This window comes from Grimontia sp. AD028 (assembly GCF_000973155.1).
Lineage (GTDB): Bacteria > Pseudomonadota > Gammaproteobacteria > Enterobacterales > Vibrionaceae > Enterovibrio > Enterovibrio indicus.
This window is the reverse complement of record NZ_LASY01000067.1, coordinates 1-13,263: the sequence shown is the minus strand read 5'-3', so window position 1 is coordinate 13,263 and position 13,263 is coordinate 1. Positions and strand designations below refer to the sequence as shown.

Here is a 13,263-nt window from a genome sequence, read left to right as displayed (position 1 = left end):
AGATTAGGGAACCGTTTTCGGATGAATGCGGCGCCCTAGACGTAGGAATGACAGTCAGTCTGCCAACGCTTCAATGTATCGAGCGCAGCCGGATTCGCCGGTTGTGTATCTGATTCATGCGGGAATGCAGGCCAATATTTCACTTTTACCTGTTTGCATTCTCTGCATTGCAAAGAGGTATGAGTATGCGTCCGTTTTCGAGCTTTACCCAATCGTTAAAAACCATGAAAAGTTCCGGTGTCTTGGCGGCAGTTTTTTCTCTGTCTATCCTGTTTAGCCATGCGGCCAGCGCTGAAGAAAAACTCCCTTTCTTGACGTTTAACCCGCCGAGCTATGTCACGAGCATCATAACCGGATCGAGTAACTTTGCGGGTCAGGATGTCGGCGACATGAGCTTTGTGGTGTTCGTCGGCGAAATTAATGGCGTCGATAGCAATGGCGTCCATCCGGTGAAATTTACCCTTCCGTCAGGCGATTACTTTGGGGTGGAGTATGATCCAACATTGATGAGTTTAAATGGTCGCAACGTGAGTAATGCGGATTGGACATACAGCTCGGTCGGTGGTCTCCACACTTTTACCTACATCGGCAATGGCGGTGTTTTCCCTGCTGGCACTTATTCCTTTGTCGGCGTGAATGCGACGTTTGTGCGCCCACTGCGTGAGGAAGTGACGCTGCAAGTTGACCTTGACCCAAGTGCTGGTGGGCAGGTGAGTTCTCCCCGAGCCAGCGACTCTGATGTGATTCTTTACTAGGCATTTTCCGCCACTTTCTTTTCGCCTTCTCTAGGGGCTTACCTAGGGAAGGCTTCTCGCGCAAAACCTCTTCCTATGACGGATTCCTGCTTATCAATTTTCTCCATCGCGTCTTAGTTTTGAACGATAGTTGTAAGGAGAATTGCGATAGTTTGGTGAAAGGATGCAGTGACTCGCTTCTATGGCGAGTGGGTTCAATGGATTGAAAAGGATTTGGCGATGTTCGGAAACATTCTTTCCTCAGCGTTTAACTTTGCATATAGCTACAAGGGGTTGCTGTTTCGCGTCACTCTCATCCCCATTCTTCTGACGGCCGCACTGGAAGTGGCTGCGTTTTCTTCTGACAGTGAATGGATGGTGTGGGTCGACTACTTCTTGTGGAGTGTGCTCAGTACCATTCTCGCGGTAAACGTGCATCGGGTTGTGTTAATGGGGCCGGATTCTGTGCCGACCTTTGGGCGCTTTACCTTCGGCAAAATCGAAATCTGGTTTTGGCTGCATTATATGGGACTTGGTGTCGCGTATTTGCTCATGGCCTTTGCGATGAATTGGATAGGCTCGCTGTTCATTTTCCTGTTGATTATCAGCTTGGTCTTCGGGTGTCGACTTAGCTTGGTGTTCCCCGCGATTGCGATGGGGAAAGGTGTCTCTTTTCCTTATGCCTGGGCGCAAACGGTGCAAAAAACCTGGCTGATGATCGGCGTGGTGGTGATTGCTCCTTTTATCTTTGGCATTGTGTTTATTCCCATCACAGCGCTGATTGCCTATACCGCGCCTGAAAATTCTCCCCTGTATGCCATTCTGGCAACCAACCTCATGATTTCCTATGTAACGGTTTTGGCGGTTATCGCGCTCTCGTTCGCCTATCAGGATATTACAGGTGAAGACCCTTCAATGCCTTCACCTGAAGAACCGCGGGAAGAATAACGACAGATTGTCGAAGGTAATGCTGAGCGTGTCGTATTGATAGAAGCGGCAATGAGAGCATGACGAACAATGGATTTTGCGCTGGAAAAAACAGCCAGAGAGGTATGGATGTTTGAATTTAAAACTGGCGATTGGGTGTTCACCACGCAATCTGGTGTTTGGCAGATCTACCGTATTGAGCTTTTTAAGGCGTTCAGCCCTTCACGCAAAGCACTTGAAGATAAAACGCTAGTATTCGCGAAGCGGTTTATCGACGATACGGGCAAGGCAGCATTTACTCAGGAATTCTTTTCTCCCAACTCATTATTCCCTGTAAAAGGGGAGGCTGAACACGACTTGGATCTTTACATCAAAAGTCATCCCAAGCTCTACGCTAAATTTCTCCGATACAAGCCTGAACCCATCAATACCGTCTTCCACTGTCGTGTCGAAGCGCCCGAGGATCAGTCGACAGAGGACGTTGGAGATATGTTCCCTAAAGAGGTTGAGTTCACCCAATCAGAAGCGATGGAGTTTGTTGACTCGCTGGGGCTGAAATCGAGAAGTTATCCGCTTTGGACAGTGGAATTTGTTTCCCGCGGTACAGTGTTGCGCGATGGATATGTCCGTTATGTGTTTAACAGGGTATTGGAGTTTTAATGCGGACGGCGTTGGTTAGCTAAGGTGGCTTAGGGTTCTTCTGCTTTAATCGCCAAGACTAGACGATACAGCGGTAATTGATTGTCGATAGGGCCAATAGCTTCTTCTGTGATGCTGAACGGGTGTTCACCACGGAATGTGAAGAAACTGCCGAGTGTGGTTTTCTGAAACCTTTTCACTATCCACCCCATGCTTGGGTGGTCGAACAGGTATATTTGATCGCGTTTCTTCGGCCACCATTTGGGTTGGCGGATGGCGATCACGTAATCGTCTGTGTTGAGTGTCGGGCTCATTGAGGAGCCCGCAATACGCATGATCTTCAGCATCTCAAAGGTTTCGCTTTAGGCATTTAGGGCTTGAGGTCAGGATACAAAGTTGGCAACTCGGGGAGATAGGGACAGTCTGCCGTATAGGTTTTCACGCCTTTGGTTGCCCAGAATATCTCTGCAAAGCGGTTCACTTTATCCAACAGTTTCAGTGCCGCGTCCTTGTCTGATTCCTGCTTAACCACTGACGCCAGCATCATGATTTCATGGGTCAGGGAGTGGATTTCCGGAAACTGGTCAAGCTGTGGCTGCTTGAAATAATCTCCCCAGATAATCCGAACTTCTTCTTTCAGCTTTTTACCGTGCTCTTCTTTCTGTTCAATCAGGCGGGCAAACGTCGCTTTCTGTTGCTTAGTCAGACCTTGCTCTGGCAACTCGTTGAGCAGGTCAATCATACGGATCATCGTCAGAACGGCGATTTGCGCATGAACCGGATCGTAGATTTTGCAGGGAATATCGCAGTGGGCAGAAACTCTGCCGAAAGAGAATGTGTGGTCGAGGCGTTCCATCAGAGAATGAAGCATGGTGGTTATCTCCGTGACTTGGATTTCTTATCCAGATAAGTAATCGCAAAGATGATGAGCGCACAGCCAAACAGGATTGGCATTAGCCACAGAAAGTGAATGAAATCGGCTGTCCAATGCGCGTGATCGTGGCCTTTGTGGGCGAGCGCTTCTGTGCTGAACAGAAACAGAAGGGCAAGCAGTGTGAAGTTCTTGAACATGGTTTCCTCCGGCCGCTCAGGCAGCGCGTTGGGCAGTTTGTTTAAACACGACCAATTCACTGAGTCCGGCTGAATAAGCTTTTAGAAGCTCAACAAAATGCTGGTGGTCCGGTGAGGCCTTTTTCAACTGGACTTCGATGATTTCCAGCGGCGATTCAAGGTGGAATCGGGCGAGCTCAGATTGATCTGATTGCTTGTAAACGGTGGCGAGGTTGTGATGACAGGCCAGCCAGGCTGAGAGCTTTTCGCGGTCTGTGAACAGAGACTCGCTGTTCTCATCCAGCAAGGTGAGGGCATCGAAGTAGTTGTCTTCAGCATGCTCCATCTCATCAATGGCGAAGTATTGGTTCCCCGCCAATATCAAGTTTCTCCAATCATCCATATCACTGCGCCTCAATCATAATGATAACTATTCGCAAGTGATAATTATTATCGATTTGGGTGGAAAGTAAAGACAGTTCCAAAGAGAGAGTAATTGGAATGCCCGAAATGTGATGCAGATTCGAGAGTGGATGATTCGATGAAACAGACAAAAACAACACACCCCGGCAAGCAGATTGCCGGGGTGTTAGCTTTTAATGCGGTCTATGAAAGCGGTGCGGGAGCGGCTAATTCAGTGTGAACTGACCAACGCGTTGCTTTAACACTTCATTTGAATTGACGAGATTTTCGTTATCTCCCCTGATCTGCTCACTGAGCGTCACGATGGAGTCTTTTGAAGCTTTGATGTTCAACATCGATGTATTTAAGTGCTCGATTTGGTTGATGAGTTGATCGAGCCCGCTGCTATTGTCCTCTGCCGAAATCAGTGAGACCACTTTTTCAATAGAAACCACCGCTTCTTCCACCGTTTGGTTGGAGCTTTGGTAATGAGAGATGATGTCTAACAGCTCTTGTTTCTGCGCGGTCAGTCGCTCACTGATTTGCACCACCGAATTACGAATTTCTCCGACGATCTTGGTGATGTCTCCCAGACTGTCTTGCGTCGATAAAGCCAGTTGACGCACTTCATCTGCAACAACGGCAAATCCGCGTCCTTGGTCACCGGCGCGGGCTGCTTCTATCGCTGCATTCAGAGACAAGAGGTTAGTTTGCTCCGAGATGGACTTAATGACCTCAACAAATTTTTCAATAGACTCTGCCTGCGCTTTCAGCTCAGTAAACGACATGTACATCTGTTCAACGCTATTGGCGTAGTTATCTAATTGCTGAAGCGATGACATATTTTTAGTGCTTATATCCACCAAATCACCTCTTACTTGCTCGGTGGAAGAGGCTGTCTCTTTGAGGGTTTGTACCATAGAAGTAGAGAATGAACTCAAAGAGGAGAGGTTGGTACTGGCAACTTCGTAGTTTTGGTCCTGCTCTAAAAGGTCTGCATTGATATTCTTCACTTTCATAAACATTGAGTCAGACAGTGTTTTTGATTCGACTGACGATTCATCAATAGCTTGAAGTGTGTTGCGGATATTGATTCTGAAGTTTTCTATGACACGCAGAAAGTCGGTCATTTCACTGTTCAGTGAGGATTTCACTTCGTTTTTGACACTGAGGTCATTTCGCTCGAAGTTTTTCAGGTATTCCTTCGTTTGTTCCAGAGAGTCGACACCCCATTTTTTCTCATCAATATCATGGATGAGCAGAACACCGACAAGGACGAGCTGGATAATGACAGAATAGGTATTTTCGGTTAACAGTAGAGCGTTGACGAGAAGAAGCAAAATACCCACCCAGTGGATGAGCCTCATTCTTGTAAATAGCGATTTAAAGCCGTTTTTTGATGACATAGACCTTCCTCAACACAACTGGCGTATCTCATGTTATTGAGCTCCCCTTTACTATCTGTTCTCAGGTGAGGCTCATTTTTGAGACGCAAACTTATCTCAGTGTAGTTGAGCATTTTAAGGCCTTCAAAATAGGTGTTTTTGTCATCTGAGAGCCGAATCAGGACTTCGAACTCTTTAACGCTTTCTTCGCCAGTTCATCGGTCAGTTTGTGCATTTCCGGCATGATGCGGTGAATCAAATGCAGCTGTTGCAGCACCATACGGGCAGAGCTGCTTTCTTCTTCACGCCAGCGTTCAAGGTGCTTGCCTAGCGCTTCATCAAGAAACGGCGTTTTCTCGAACGATTCGCCTGAAAGCTTCGACACCAGACAATCCAGTTCTTCGTGAATGCCACGGTGCGCTTTGGAAACCAACTCGTGAATGCTGTCGTCGTCCATTTGCATGCGGTGTGCGCCCAGTGCAGAGATATAACTCAGCATGGCGTGGTTCAGGCAAAGGAATCGGAAACTTTCATCAGTGGCTGTGCGATACCGGCCAGGTTCCGCCAGCATGTTACTGATAGCGGTCGTAAGCTGGGCATCACCATTGTGCGCTTCACGACGGGCGACACGGTAAGCCATGTTGTCACGCTTACCAATGCGGTATTGGCCAATAATCTGCGCCAGATAATCTCGGTTAGCCGCAACAGAATCTTTCATGATCCCGCGCAGTCGGTGAGCCTGCCAATCCGGCAACACAAAACGTACTGCCAACACGGAAAGGGCGCAGCCAACTAAGGTATCGCCAAGGCGCGGCAGTATCACGGCGTAGCCTTCACCCAACTGGTTAAAACACATCAATACCAGCAGGGTAATAAACGCGGTGGCGGCGGCGTAATGGGTGGTTCGGAACGCAAAGAACAGCACGCCGAACAGCACCATTAATACCAGTTGTCCGGTCAAATCCGGGAACAGAGTCAGCAGCGGCAAACCCACCAACAAACCTATCAAAGTGCCTGAAATACGTTCTGTCAGCTTGCTACGCGTGGCGGAGTAATTGGCCTGACAGACAAACAGGATAGTCAGCAAAATCCAGTAGCCTCGGGTGAGGTCAAAGCCTTGAATAATGCCGTAACCGACCGCCAAAGCGAGGCTCAAACGCACACCATGACGGAACAGCAGAGATTTCGGTGTTAACTGGGCGCGAATGCGCGAAAGCTTGTCACGGAAGCCGTGCGCATCTGAATCGGCGATCTCTTTGTCTTCATCGCTTTGTGTGGCATCCGGGTTGCTGACGTTGGAAAGCTGGCGCTCTACGGTCGCTAAGTTTCGGAACAGGAAATCGAGCTGCGGCAGTAATGGTGTCCATTCTGGATTGTTCTGCGCTTTCACATACAGCAGGGATTCGTTCAATTCATCCAGCGCTTTTACGCTCTCTTCACCGTGTCGGTAAGGCTGTCCAAGAGTCAGACATTGAGAAACTTCCAAACACGCTTTGGATTGCAGGTGCAAAAGACGCTGCAGGCGGAACATGACATCACTGTGGAAGAAGACTTCTGCCAGTTCCTGATAGCGGTAGTGCGAGGAGTTGGCGCGCTCGTGAATGTCTTGCGCCAGAAAGTAAATCTTGAGGTATTGGCGGTTGCTGTCGCTCAGTCTGCCGCCACGAACACGGTTTAGCAGCGCGGCTTTGGCTGTGTTTAGCGCGGTGACAACCAGCGCATTTTCTTTTGCATCACGCAGACGCAATGGCTGTGGTTTTAAATCTCTACTTGGGTGGAACATCTCTGATTTCTGGTCGAGATAACCGGAAAGGGATTTAAACAATGCAGCGAGGCTTTGTTGTACCGGCTGGTGCGGCCACAGCAGCAGCCAAATCAGTGAAATAACGCCGTAAAGCGCTGCACCTGCCAGCAGAAGTGAAGGTTGATACCAAAGGTTTTGTGACTCGTGCGCGCCGAGCATGGTGTAAACAGCAATAAGCAAGGATGCAAATGCAATGCTGGCATACCGCGCACCTATCGCGCCCAACATGATAAAACCGAAGGTTGAGGTCATGAGACCGGTAACAAACCACCATGGGTAATCAAAAAGCAGCTCAATGGAGAAGGTGGCGACGGCGAAACAGAAAAGGGTGGTGAGCAGCGCAGAGAGTCTGCCGGAGAAGTTGTCGTCTGTTTCTGCCAGTGCAGAGGCAATAATGCCAAGAACCAGTGGTGTGATCGCTTCTGAGGCGCCATACCACCAACAAGGAAGGGCAACACCAACGAGAGCGATAAACACGCGGACGCTGTAGTTAATGCGGCTGTTGGCCCAGTATTCCCTGAATGTAAGAGAAGTTTTCTTTGAAATCATTTCAATGCAGCGTTAAGGCAAGTGTGGCTAAGATAGCAGATTAAAGGTGTCATCCAAGGGACGAGATCAAAAAGGAAGACTATTTCGCTTGGACAAGACAGGGAAAGCGTCCTTTTGCTTGATTTTCATTCATCTATCTAAACTCTTTGCGTTGTTGGGCTATAAATAACACCTGAAATTGATATGCTGTACATATAGACAGGAAAATAGAATCCAACCATGAAACTCTCCGCCTCCAATCTGGCTCAGTGGTTTGTACAGGGCGATCACTACAGTATCGCGCTGGACGAAAACCAACTGGTTTTTGAATCCAAACAAATGACGCAAACCGTCCCTTTTTCCATTTGGGATGGACAGTGCCGCGTGTCTCGCGGTCTGGTTTGGGGGCGACTGACTTTCATTGTTTCTCCTGCAGATCGGCCCGCACAGAAAATCACGGTTTATGGTTTGCCCTGGAATCAGGTGCATGAGTTTGCTGAGACACTCTCTGAGCACTATCAAGCGTGGCTGGGTAAGCAACAGAACAAGTTCATGCTGGTGGAGCCGGAATTGGTTGCGCTGCGTGATGAGTTGCGCGACTTCTCGGGGTTTCTGCGATTTGAAGATTTGAAAGCGTGGCAGGTGAAAGCGCAGGAAGTGTTTGAGCGGTGCGGTGTGTTACCGCAAGTGATGGCGACAGCCAATCCTGCGCTTTATCAATCACTCTATGGCTGGCTGCAAAACGGTGAAGCGCAGCGCAACGCCCGAAATACTGCATGGCGTGATGAAGAGTTAGCGCGTTGGTCAACCTGGTTTGATGGGGTGGAATCATCACCGTTGAATGATTCACAGCGTCAGGCGGTGTTGATGGACGATAACCACAACTTGTTGTTGGCGGGTGCGGGTTCGGGCAAAACCAGTGTGCTGATGGCACGGGCGCAGTATTTGGTTGCCAGCCAGCAAACTGAACCTTCGCGTATTCTGATGTTGGCGTTTGGTAAGAAAGCCAGCGAGGAAATGGCGGAGCGTTTGGCGAAAGCGGGTTTGAATGGCGTGGAAACCTCGACCTTCCATGCCTTTGCGCTCAAGGCAATCAAAGAGATTTCTGGGCAGGACGCTAACATTGCAACGATAGCGACGGATGAAGAAGCCAAACGCAGTTGGATGACCTTGTGGCTGGCGGAAAACTTCGCACAGCCTACGGTTGAAAAGCGCTGGCTCAAGCATTTGGCGCAGTGGTCAATTCCGGGGGTATCGGCAGAGCGTCCGCTGGTGGAACAGGCTCACGAGGCTAAGCTGCAAAGGTGGCTGTGGCGACTGGTGGATTTGCTGGCGCAACAAAGCCAATCAGCAACTGCGATTAAGGCATCGATTAAAGGCGACGAAAAAGCCGAAAGTGAACTGGCATTGGTTCAGCCAGTGCTAAAAGGCTACCTCGCGGCGCTGAAAGAACAGAAGGCTTTCGACTTTAACAGCCTGATCAAAGAAGCCACCAAGCTGCTTTCCAAGAAAAGCGAAGCTTTTGGGGCGCGATACGATCACATTATGGTCGACGAATATCAGGACATTTCGCCAGCGCGCCTTGCTTTGTTGGAAGCACTTTGCGGCGGTAAACGAAACCGTGCGCCGTCGCTGTTTGCGGTGGGGGATGACTGGCAGGCCATTTACCGCTTTGCGGGATCTGATGTCAGCCTGACCACGGGTTTTATGAGCCGTTTTCCTTCTGGTGTGATTCGTTATCTTGATACCACTTATCGCTTTAATTCTCAGATTGGCGCTGTTGCCAATACCTTTATTCAGGTTGACCCACAGCAACTCAGCAAACCGCTCGACAGTGCACGAGAGCAAAAGAAAAAAGCGGTGCATTTGATGCCCTCGGATGCGGTGGAGTCGGTATTGGAGAAACTGGCAAAATCCGCTGGCGACAAACCAACCAGCCTGTTGTTGATGGGGCGTAATAACGCCAACAAACCAGAATCTCTTGGTGAGTGGCAGAGTCAGTATCCGAGTCTTTCCATCAGCTATGTCACGGCACACGGCAGTAAAGGTCTTGAAGCAGATTACAGCTTTATTCTGGATGTGGATGACGGCACGTTTCCGGCCAAATCATCAGGTGAAGGATTGGAATCTGCATTGCTGTCAGTGGCAGATGAAATGGAACATGCGGAGGAAAGACGCCTGTTCTACGTTGCCTTGACCCGTGCACGACATGAATGCTGGGTGTTCTCGCATCCCGAAAAAACATCGGTATTTGCCAAAGAACTATGGCAAGGAAGTTATCCTGTCACGTCTAAGCTTTCGAAGAAGGTGCTGCAGGCGGTTTAAGCCGCCTTCACATCTTCGTCTTTGTACTGCTGGGCAATATCGATAAAGGTATGCTCACAGGCCAGAAATGCATCCACCACAGCAGGGTCGAAGTGGGTGCATCGTCCCTCCAAAATGATGGCTTTGGCTTCATCATGGCTGAAAGCGGGTTTGTAGACGCGCTTGGAAATCAGTGCATCGTAAACATCTGCCAGCGCCATTAACCTGCCTGAGAGGGGGATCTCTTCGCCGGACAAACCTTTTGGATACCCTGAACCGTCCCATTTTTCATGGTGGGTGGCAGCAATCTCGCGGGCAAAGCGCAGGAAGGCAATGCCATCGCCACTTTTCTCGGTGATGCTGAGGGCATCTGCGCCAAGCTGCGCGTGGGTTTTCATGATGGAAAATTCTTCGTCTGTCAGCTTGCCGGGTTTGAGCAGAATCGAATCCGGAATACCCACCTTACCGACATCGTGCAGCGGTGCTGATTTGTAGAGTAGGTCGATGGTTTCTTCGGTCAGGTAGCTCGAGTATTTCGGTTGGCGTTTCAGCACGTCGGCCAGGGCTTTGACGTAATGCTGAGTGCGAAGAATATGCGCGCCGGTTTCGTTGTCACGGACTTCCGCTAAGGTAGAAAGCCCGATAATGGTGGCATCGCGGGTGCGGTTAATCTCGTCATAACTGTTCTTGAGATCGCCAAACATCTTATTGGTGTAGTAGGCAATGACGCTGAGCTCACCGGTCTGGTTCAAAGGGACTCTTTCATCGAAATTACCGGACGCCGCGGATGTCATGGCGTTGGTCTGGCGGGTGAGTTGTTCGTTGATCAGTGCGCTGCCGTTAAAAGATATCAGAGCGATGTATGCCAAAACGACGCCTGCAACATACACGAACTCTTTCAGGATGCTGTCGATGTCTGCAATGTCGACCTGATGTTCAGTGTGTTCAACCAGCCACAACAAATCTTTCGTCACGACCAGCCCCAGTAGCACGGTGACCATCACGGTGAGGAACATGGCACCCAAGCCGATTTGACCCGCTAGCGGTTTGATATTGTCTGGCATTTGGTTCTTATCAATCTTGTGCTTGGAGAGGTGGCGAGCGTTGGAAATGGCCAAATCCAGATTAATCACAATGCCCAGCAGGGCCATACCGAAAATGACCTTGAGATTGCTATCGAGAGGAAAATCGTAAAGAGCCGAGTACCAGGCGGCAAAGCCAATCCCGACAATCGTAAATAAACCCACATTGGTGGCCAGACTCGCTTCGTCATGTTTTACAGCGCGGATAATCAAACGGGCAAAATAGAGCAGAATGAACACGGTCGCGGTTTGGATGAAGAGGACGGCAGTGGGCAAGGCATCGATAAAGGGGCAGACTCTGGCGCCATAGAGCGTGAAGATAAACACGGCGGTGACGTAGTGAAGCACCGCGCGGGTCGGCGACTGATAGTGTGTGGTATCTGTCATAAGTCCCTTTGCCTTTATATCGGTATCTCTAAAATTCTAGTCTTAATAATGAGACCCGTAAGGCGGCGAACTTATTTCATTGATTTTTAACACCACATTGCATCAGGGTTCTCTCTGCGATCGCTTCGGTGATCAACACATGGTAATGAAAAGCACGGTGCTGATTGAAAGCAGTGGTTTCTGGCTGGGTTAAGGCTTGTCCGGTGAGATGGCTAAAAGCACTGAAAACCGATTTTGAAGAATCACCTGTTGCAGCAATACCTAATTGCGCACAGACAGAAAGATTATTGATCAGCGAGAGTTGCATGACTTGCTCGTTGTCATCATGTACCGCCATCACGGCAAAGTAATTGCCTTCACGAATCCACAACTCCCCGTTGGTCAGGGTTTGCTTTTCTCCGTCTTCTGTTGCATTCCACGGTTCGTCAAACCCCAGAGCAAAGAGCGCATTCTTCATTTGAATCGAATCCGGGAAGGTGTTGTCCCTGCGGTCACTTAACGCACTTGGTGATAAGAGAATCCCCATGAAAAAGCAGACTGTTTTTACTAAGCGATTAGCCATAACAAACCTCTCAATGGTCGCCGTAACAAGGTGAACGATCGTCGATATGTGATGCTGGGATTGCACACATTTTGAACAATGCCCCTTAATGCCAATAGCGGTCACATGCTGAGATTCTTGAGAAATTATTTGATGACACTGTCACAAAAGAAAACAAAAAGTTTCAATTGTGAATTTTATTCTTGAGAGTGAGTGTTCAGAAAACCCTTGGATAAACAAGGTGAAATGATAGTTTTATTAATTATGAAACAGTAACTATCACTTTGAAATAATGTGTTCTTTTGCCTATAAGTTATTAATGCAATGAGTTGTTTAGCCAACGTTTGTTGTGATTTTTTTGTAAAAATATCCAACAGTTTTAATAAGCTCAGTCGATAGCAGAGCAAGCACGTAACACTCAGGGTTTGCCGAAAGTGCCTCCAAGAAAACATCAAAGCCACTTTCTGTTAACGGCAAAAGGTATCCCATTCAGAGCAGCATTTCCGGCGAGGATGTTAGATGAACACAAATTCGGCTCAAGTGAAAAAGCCGCCGGCAAAACAAAAAGAACGCGTCATTATGGGGCTTCAGGCCATGGATTTTATCCAACATGGCACCGAAGCTTCGTTGGAGATTGTGACGCCATTGGGGCAACGTCTTAACTTCAAATCCAACTTTATTGGGTTTGATGACCAGCAACATATCTTCTTCACGATGCCTCGCCTTCAGAAGACCGAATATGAAGAGTTCTTCATGCAAGGTTTCAACGTCGATATTGAAGGCATTTCTGAGCAAGGTGAAGGGGCGTTGGTTCGTTTCAGAACGCGAATAGAACATGTGGTGTACAGGCCTATTCAGCTTCTGGTTTTCCCTGTACCGCAGCAAGCAAAACTGGTGTTGCTGCGTAATGAAGTGCGCTATGAACTTAAACTTCCTGGTGATATTCAGCTCTCAAACCGCAAATTGCGTGTGGTGTTGACCGACGTTTCATCCGGTGGGTGTGGCTTTAGTTTTGATGCCATTTCCCCAGAATTTGATGTGGACACCAAAATTGTGTTGGAAGTTATCAACGGCTCCAATGGCGACACTTACGCCTTGAGTGGCGCCGTGAAAAACTGCCGTAAAAAGCGGGGTAAGCAGAATTACGGTATGGTCTTTGATGAACCCGGAAAGGCGAACTGCCGTCGGTTGCTGTCTAACCTGATTTACGACGGGACAAAATACGTGTTCAAGAGCCCGAAAAAAGATCCGACGCCGGGTGCTTAGCTGGGCGAGGGTTAGTAAAAACACCGCAACTGCGGTGTTTTTTAATGCCTGAAATCGAAGAAACTCCAGGGTCTGTTGACCTTTAGTGATGATTTTTGCAGCAGTTTGTGGGGGGCTTTATTCAAGGCAGAGGCTTCGATGTGTAGCAGGCCTACATGAGAAGCCGATAACGCAGGAGAAAGTCCCCACAAACGCCTGTCTCTTATACACATCT

The 13,263-nt window shown here is 48.7% G+C and carries 13 protein-coding genes; 5 read left to right on the top strand and 8 right to left on the bottom strand.

Features of this window, described 5'->3' with window-relative positions:
• The first annotated feature begins 185 nt into the window (after window positions 1-185).
• The 3 genes from RN22_RS15300 to RN22_RS15290 all read left to right on the top strand — a co-directional run bounded on the left by RN22_RS15300 (window position 186) and on the right by RN22_RS15290 (window position 2,321).
• Window positions 186-755: a hypothetical protein gene (locus RN22_RS15300; protein ID WP_046305592.1), complete on the top strand. Its 570-nt coding sequence runs from the start codon at window positions 186-188 to the stop codon at window positions 753-755.
• Between the two features lie 168 nt (window positions 756-923).
• Window positions 924-1,682 (top strand): hypothetical protein, encoded by a 759-nt coding sequence (locus RN22_RS15295; protein WP_052737550.1) that lies wholly within the window; start codon window positions 924-926, stop codon window positions 1,680-1,682.
• 108 nt (window positions 1,683-1,790) lie between these two features.
• Window positions 1,791-2,321, top strand: a complete 531-nt coding sequence (locus RN22_RS15290) for a hypothetical protein (protein WP_156168212.1) — start codon at window positions 1,791-1,793, stop codon at window positions 2,319-2,321.
• Between the two features lie 29 nt (window positions 2,322-2,350).
• Here RN22_RS15290 and RN22_RS15285 read toward each other — a convergent pair whose 3' ends face one another.
• From RN22_RS15285 to yccS, 6 genes are all read right to left on the bottom strand, one after another.
• Window positions 2,351-2,647, bottom strand: coding sequence for a S24/S26 family peptidase (locus tag RN22_RS15285; protein ID WP_046305590.1), 297 nt, complete (start codon window positions 2,645-2,647; stop codon window positions 2,351-2,353).
• A 23-nt stretch (window positions 2,648-2,670) separates the two neighbouring features.
• Window positions 2,671-3,171, bottom strand: coding sequence for a superoxide dismutase, Ni (gene sodN, locus RN22_RS15280; RefSeq protein WP_046305589.1), 501 nt, complete (start codon window positions 3,169-3,171; stop codon window positions 2,671-2,673).
• Window positions 3,172-3,176: 5 nt separating this feature from the next.
• On the bottom strand, window positions 3,177-3,371 hold the full coding sequence (locus RN22_RS15275) for a hypothetical protein (RefSeq protein ID WP_046305588.1): 195 nt from the start codon (window positions 3,369-3,371) through the stop codon (window positions 3,177-3,179).
• 16 nt (window positions 3,372-3,387) lie between these two features.
• Window positions 3,388-3,753: a hypothetical protein gene (locus RN22_RS15270; RefSeq protein ID WP_046305587.1), complete on the bottom strand. Its 366-nt coding sequence runs from the start codon at window positions 3,751-3,753 to the stop codon at window positions 3,388-3,390.
• Between the two features lie 226 nt (window positions 3,754-3,979).
• Window positions 3,980-5,158: a methyl-accepting chemotaxis protein gene (locus RN22_RS15265; protein ID WP_046305586.1), complete on the bottom strand. Its 1,179-nt coding sequence runs from the start codon at window positions 5,156-5,158 to the stop codon at window positions 3,980-3,982.
• 157 nt (window positions 5,159-5,315) lie between these two features.
• Window positions 5,316-7,490: a YccS family putative transporter gene (yccS, locus tag RN22_RS15260; RefSeq protein WP_046305585.1), complete on the bottom strand. Its 2,175-nt coding sequence runs from the start codon at window positions 7,488-7,490 to the stop codon at window positions 5,316-5,318.
• A gap of 219 nt (window positions 7,491-7,709) precedes the next feature.
• Between yccS and helD the strand changes: the two genes are divergently transcribed.
• Window positions 7,710-9,794, top strand: coding sequence for a DNA helicase IV (helD, locus tag RN22_RS15255; protein WP_046305584.1), 2,085 nt, complete (start codon window positions 7,710-7,712; stop codon window positions 9,792-9,794).
• Here helD and RN22_RS15250 read toward each other — a convergent pair.
• Together RN22_RS15250 and RN22_RS15245 are read right to left on the bottom strand one after the other, a co-directional pair.
• Complete coding sequence (locus tag RN22_RS15250) at window positions 9,791-11,242, bottom strand: HD-GYP domain-containing protein (RefSeq protein WP_046305583.1); 1,452 nt, start codon at window positions 11,240-11,242, stop codon at window positions 9,791-9,793. The two genes, helD and RN22_RS15250, sit on opposite strands and share 4 nt — an antisense overlap.
• A 76-nt stretch (window positions 11,243-11,318) precedes the next feature.
• Window positions 11,319-11,804, bottom strand: a complete 486-nt coding sequence (locus RN22_RS15245; RefSeq protein WP_231590910.1) for a hypothetical protein — start codon at window positions 11,802-11,804, stop codon at window positions 11,319-11,321.
• 498 nt (window positions 11,805-12,302) lie between these two features.
• On the opposite strand from RN22_RS15245, the gene RN22_RS15240 reads away from it, so the two are divergent.
• On the top strand, window positions 12,303-13,049 hold the full coding sequence (locus RN22_RS15240) for a flagellar brake protein (RefSeq protein WP_046305582.1): 747 nt from the start codon (window positions 12,303-12,305) through the stop codon (window positions 13,047-13,049).
• Window positions 13,050-13,263: the final 214 nt, after the last annotated feature.

What these genes read in the sequence shown, in the direction of transcription:
- yccS (WP_046305585.1), bottom strand. Translation starts at nt 7,490, where the DNA reads ATGATTTCAAAGAAAACTTCTCTTACATTCAGGGAATACTGGGCCAAC.
- RN22_RS15240 (WP_046305582.1), top strand. Translation starts at nt 12,303, where the DNA reads ATGAACACAAATTCGGCTCAAGTGAAAAAGCCGCCGGCAAAACAAAAA.
- RN22_RS15285 (WP_046305590.1), bottom strand. Translation starts at nt 2,647, where the DNA reads ATGCTGAAGATCATGCGTATTGCGGGCTCCTCAATGAGCCCGACACTC.
- RN22_RS15265 (WP_046305586.1), bottom strand. Translation starts at nt 5,158, where the DNA reads ATGTCATCAAAAAACGGCTTTAAATCGCTATTTACAAGAATGAGGCTC.
- RN22_RS15300 (WP_046305592.1), top strand. Translation starts at nt 186, where the DNA reads ATGCGTCCGTTTTCGAGCTTTACCCAATCGTTAAAAACCATGAAAAGT.
- sodN (WP_046305589.1), bottom strand. Translation starts at nt 3,171, where the DNA reads ATGCTTCATTCTCTGATGGAACGCCTCGACCACACATTCTCTTTCGGC.
- RN22_RS15290 (WP_156168212.1), top strand. Translation starts at nt 1,791, where the DNA reads ATGTTTGAATTTAAAACTGGCGATTGGGTGTTCACCACGCAATCTGGT.
- RN22_RS15270 (WP_046305587.1), bottom strand. Translation starts at nt 3,753, where the DNA reads ATGGATGATTGGAGAAACTTGATATTGGCGGGGAACCAATACTTCGCC.
- RN22_RS15275 (WP_046305588.1), bottom strand. Translation starts at nt 3,371, where the DNA reads ATGTTCAAGAACTTCACACTGCTTGCCCTTCTGTTTCTGTTCAGCACA.
- helD (WP_046305584.1), top strand. Translation starts at nt 7,710, where the DNA reads ATGAAACTCTCCGCCTCCAATCTGGCTCAGTGGTTTGTACAGGGCGAT.
- RN22_RS15250 (WP_046305583.1), bottom strand. Translation starts at nt 11,242, where the DNA reads ATGACAGATACCACACACTATCAGTCGCCGACCCGCGCGGTGCTTCAC.
- RN22_RS15245 (WP_231590910.1), bottom strand. Translation starts at nt 11,804, where the DNA reads ATGGCTAATCGCTTAGTAAAAACAGTCTGCTTTTTCATGGGGATTCTC.